This window comes from Ruminococcus sp. OM06-36AC (assembly GCF_003438725.1).
Taxonomy (GTDB): domain Bacteria; phylum Bacillota; class Clostridia; order Oscillospirales; family Ruminococcaceae; genus Ruminococcus_C; species Ruminococcus_C callidus.
Genome location: NZ_QSTT01000035.1, coordinates 1 through 4,259, shown reverse-complemented (window position 1 = coordinate 4,259; position 4,259 = coordinate 1). Strand labels below are relative to the sequence as shown.

At 46.9% G+C, this 4,259-nt stretch carries 4 protein-coding genes; all 4 read right to left on the bottom strand.

The window, feature by feature from the left end:
- Positions 1 to 178 precede the first annotated feature (178 nt).
- From DXB92_RS12465 to DXB92_RS12450, 4 genes are read right to left on the bottom strand one after another with little or no spacing between them, the layout of a single operon-like run.
- Positions 179 to 2,155: a DNA polymerase gene (locus DXB92_RS12465; protein ID WP_181977074.1), complete on the bottom strand. Its 1,977-nt coding sequence runs from the start codon at positions 2,153 to 2,155 to the stop codon at positions 179 to 181.
- Between the two features lie 47 nt (positions 2,156 to 2,202).
- A complete protein-coding gene (locus tag DXB92_RS12460) occupies positions 2,203 to 2,766 on the bottom strand; it encodes a DUF2815 family protein (RefSeq protein ID WP_117734128.1) in 564 nt (187 codons plus the stop codon).
- 13 nt (positions 2,767 to 2,779) lie between these two features.
- Positions 2,780 to 3,889: a DUF2800 domain-containing protein gene (locus DXB92_RS12455; RefSeq protein ID WP_117734127.1), complete on the bottom strand. Its 1,110-nt coding sequence runs from the start codon at positions 3,887 to 3,889 to the stop codon at positions 2,780 to 2,782.
- Positions 3,879 to 4,202: an rRNA biogenesis protein rrp5 gene (locus DXB92_RS12450; protein ID WP_117734126.1), complete on the bottom strand. Its 324-nt coding sequence runs from the start codon at positions 4,200 to 4,202 to the stop codon at positions 3,879 to 3,881. The genes DXB92_RS12455 and DXB92_RS12450 overlap by 11 nt, the downstream gene beginning before the upstream one ends.
- Positions 4,203 to 4,259 lie beyond the last annotated feature (57 nt).

Here is a 4,259-nt window from a genome sequence, read left to right as displayed (position 1 = left end):
CAGTAAACGGCACTGCTGAAAATGTCAAAGTTTTCTGCTGTCCAGAAGATACTCAAATCAACCGGCACTTCTGCACCGCACTGTGGGCAGCGACAGTATACGTTTTCGTTGTTGATCTCCACGGAGATACTGATGGTGTCATTCAGATTTTCTTTGATGTAAAACATATGGAATCCTCCTAATCTTTCTTGTAAAAGCTGCATTCATATCCGTCTGCCCGAAGCAGCAGTCCCTTTGCCCAGTCTGGCGTTATCGCCATCTGCTGACAGATCTCATCCAGCTTTGTATCTTTTGGGCATTCGATAATCATTTCATCGTGAATATGACCGACAATGAAGTATTGTGATAGTGTCTGCATGGAATACATCAGCAGATCTCTTGCAATTCCTTGGACGCAGTTCTCTACAAATTTCGGTCCATAGCTTTCAAGTCTGTCCCATTTTTTCTGAGCATTAATGCCCATATATGTAACAGATTCACCGCCGAATTTATTCTTACCGATGTAGGGTTTAGCATAAGCAAGACGTCTTCCGCTTGGCAGCCTTATGAACAGAAACCCTGCCTCATAGGAAAATAGCAGTCCGTGTGTTTTCGTTGCTGTTTTTTCTTTGACTGCCTTTTTTACAGCTCTATCTACCGCCCACCAGAGTTCTGTAATATGCGGTGAAGCCTCACGCCAGTCGGTTACGATCTGTTTCAGTTCCGTATCGGATAAGCCAAGAGAATCTGCTCCCATCGCTTTCATGGCTCCAACCGATCCGCCGAAACCACAAGCCAATTCGGATATCTTTCCTTTCTGCCTTAAATGACCGTTTTCACCATGCTTTACAACTGGCACACCGAACATCTTTGATGCTGATGCACAGTAAATGTCCTCACCGTTTGCAAAAGCCTTCATTCGCCATTCTTCACCTGCAAGCCATGCGATCACTCTTGCCTCAATGGCAGAAAAGTCTGCAACGATAAATTTCATACCTTGCCTTGGAATAAATGCGGTGCGGATAAGCTGTGATAGTGTATCAGGAACATCATCATACAGCATCTGAATATCTTCAAAAGAACTGTACTTTACAAGTTCTCTTGCCTCTGTCAAATCAGGCAAGTGATTCTGCGGAAGATTTTGCAATTGCACATTTCTACCAGCCCAACGCCCCGTTCTTGATGCCCCATAAAAGCTGAACATCCCTCTTGCACGATTATCGCTGCAAGCTGTATTTTTCATAGCAGTATACTTTTTCACTGAAGATTTAGACAACTGCAAACGCATCTGAAGCACGGATTTCACAGGTTCTTTTGCAGTTTTAATGAGTTCCAGCACCTGTGTTTTTCCGAGTGAATCCGACTTGTAACCCTGTGTTTCAAGCCAATCCAGCAACTGATACACAGAGTTCGGATTTTCTACGCCTGTCAGCTTTTGCACTTCAGCTGTCAGTTCTTCTTTTGCCTTTGCATCAAGGCCAATTGCCTTATCTGCAAGCTGCATATCTACGAGAATACCTCTGTCGTTGATTTCCTGGTCAAGATAAAATTCCTTCCACAGAAAATCAGGCACAGGGAAACGTGACAGTCTTCTGTCAATTTCCAATTCAGCCTCAACATCTCGCTTGTTGTATGCTTTAAAAATCTCCCATTTATCGGGATAATCAGTGGGGGAGTGAAACTGCGGTACACCGTCAATCGTGTCATATGGCACACAAAAGAATTTAATGAGAGCCTTGCCCTCTGTCATTTTTTGCTGTTCAATACCCAGAACCTTTCCGACTTCTGCAAGTGATAAAAGCAGTCCGAGCGTTCTTGCATGAATCATAGAACAATGCCAGCTTTCGGGATTTAAGAAATCTCCGACAGTATCTTCGTCAATGCTGTAACTCTGAAAATATTGAGGATAATTTTCACGAAGATATTTTGATAAACATACTCGTTCAAAGTTACAGTTAAATGCTCTTTTAACTACATTTTCATCTGCAAGAGCAGCGAGAACATTTTCCGGAATTTCTTCACCGTTTGCCGTATCCACTACCTGAACAGGCTGTCCGTCTATGGAGTATGCAAACAGCAGAATATCAAAATATGGGGTGTCTGTGTAAGCATAAACGCCGCATTTTGATATGTCCTTATCGGATCTTGTTTCGATATCAATTGTAATCATGTTTATCTCAATTACCCACCCAAGCATAACGCCTAGCTGTCCGCCCAGCTATCTTAGTTCAGAAAATCCTCGTCTTCTACGGTTGTGAAGTCGTCCTCTGCACGGCTGTGACCGCCCAGCGGCTCGCCATCCCGAAGCTTCTGGATGTTCTGCAAGCCGCAGGCAATGCCACGGGATGTTTTGGTGTTGAACGCATAGAAGGTGATGCTGGCTCTGCCATAGACACCGCTGTAAATCTCGCTGTGATCTAAAATCTGCTGGCAGGCAGCGTCCACGATGCCCGGAGCAGTGATGGAATTGGCATTGACGAAATAGCTGTTGGCATACGCTTCATCGTCTGGTCGCTCCAAATCACCATCCCGAAGCGGGGTCTTGAGAGAAGTCAGCGGTGGAACGGACTTGCTGTTGCCTTTCAACTTGCCCTGCCCCTCCTCGTAGGCAGCCTGAATGGCAGCACGAATCTTCTCGATGGTTTTCGTGTCCGACTTCGGAATGATGAGGGAAACGCTGTACTTCGGCTTGCTGTTCTCGTCCATTGCCTTTGCTTCCCAGAGGTTGACGTAGCTAAATCTGCATACACCGGTTACTACTTTTGCAGGATTGATATACTTTGCCATAATAAAAACTCCTTTATTCTTTGAAATCTACCTGTGCAGTATTCCACGCAGGTCGTTTGTCTGATAGCGGAACAAGTGTTGGTTTGCCCTGTGGTTTCACAAGCAAATCTCCCAACAATTCTTCGAATTTTTTCTTGCCCAGCATTCTGGTCATTGCAGTAATGCCCAGTACCTTATGTTCATATGGGTCGAACCCAGCAGCTTGTACCGCCTCCGCTGCTGCAGTTTCACTGCAATATGTTCGTCTGGCTCTGCCTTCAACCAGCTTCCAATTCTTCCATGCTTTTCCCTGTAAGGACTGCTGCAAAGCGTATTCCTTGATGTCGGAAGCCCATGTAACCAGCTGGTCGGCAGTTTCCAGAATTGCTTCGATTTCGGTATCGGTCAGCTTGTCCGGCATCGCAAAATCATACTTTGCCAATTGCAGATTGTACTCCGCCCGTTTCCGGCAAGTTGCTTTCACTTTGCAGAAGCGGCAGTGCTCTCCGGCAGAGAATTCGCCCTCGCCTCTGGCGGCAAGTGCAGCTTTGGGTTTCAGTTCGGTTTCCGCCCAGTGCAGCAGCTCCGACAATGGCATGATGCATTCGCTAAGGTTCTGGATTCTTGGCTGAAAAATCACCATCCGGATTTCTGCAATGTCATAGAGGGCATCGAACAGTTCCAACGCTCCGAGAGCATACAGCATCATCTGTGAGTTGTGGTCAGCAGACACCGCCACGCCCTTGCCATACTTGAAGTCAATGGCGGTTAAAACATTCTCTGCAACAATCACACAGTCGCCCGTGCCAAAGCCGTCTGGAACGTATCGGCTGAAATCCAAACGCTGTTCCACTAAGACCATTGGTTCTTGCAGGGTTGATAGCTGTTCGGCGATGTACTGGGCATAGCTGTCCGTGCAGTCTTCCATTTCCGTGTCGTAGAAATCTAAGTTCTCCACGGGATTGTCTGCCGGATTCCCGAGCAGCTTTTGCACCTTATATTCTGCCAACTCGTGAGCACACGTGCCTTCCCGGGCGTAGTCTGTCACAGTATCCGGCAGGGCAGCACAAAGCTGTGCGGAGGGCGGACACGCCAGCCATCGGGCACTGGAGGAAGCAGAGAGCATGGCGTGTTTATTCGGCATGGGCTGCCTCCTGTGCATCTGCGAACAGTGCAGCGTACCGCTCTGGCGGAACTTCAGACAATCGACTGCCGCCGTACTTTTGCAGCAGTTTCAGCACCGTTTCCTTTTGTCCGCTGCGGGACAGATTTGCCAGAACACTGCGGACTTCTTCCAGTGTGACCGACTTTTCCACAGCTTTTTTGACCGCTTCTTCTTTTTGTGGATAAATCTGTGTAAACGTCTCCACTTCCGCTTTGGAAGCACTTTCTGCCCACTCTGATGCGATCTTTACGAAATCGCTAAGTGCTGCAAGGACATCTATGAGGGTTTTCATTTGTTTTCACTCCTTTGCATATTTTTGACGATAGGTCTGAGAACTAAATTCCGCTAA

Coding starts and splice junctions, on each gene's coding strand:
- DXB92_RS12460 (WP_117734128.1), bottom strand. CDS start 2,766: ATGGCAAAGTATATCAATCCTGCAAAAGTAGTAACCGGTGTATGCAGA.
- DXB92_RS12450 (WP_117734126.1), bottom strand. CDS start 4,202: ATGAAAACCCTCATAGATGTCCTTGCAGCACTTAGCGATTTCGTAAAG.
- DXB92_RS12455 (WP_117734127.1), bottom strand. CDS start 3,889: ATGCCGAATAAACACGCCATGCTCTCTGCTTCCTCCAGTGCCCGATGG.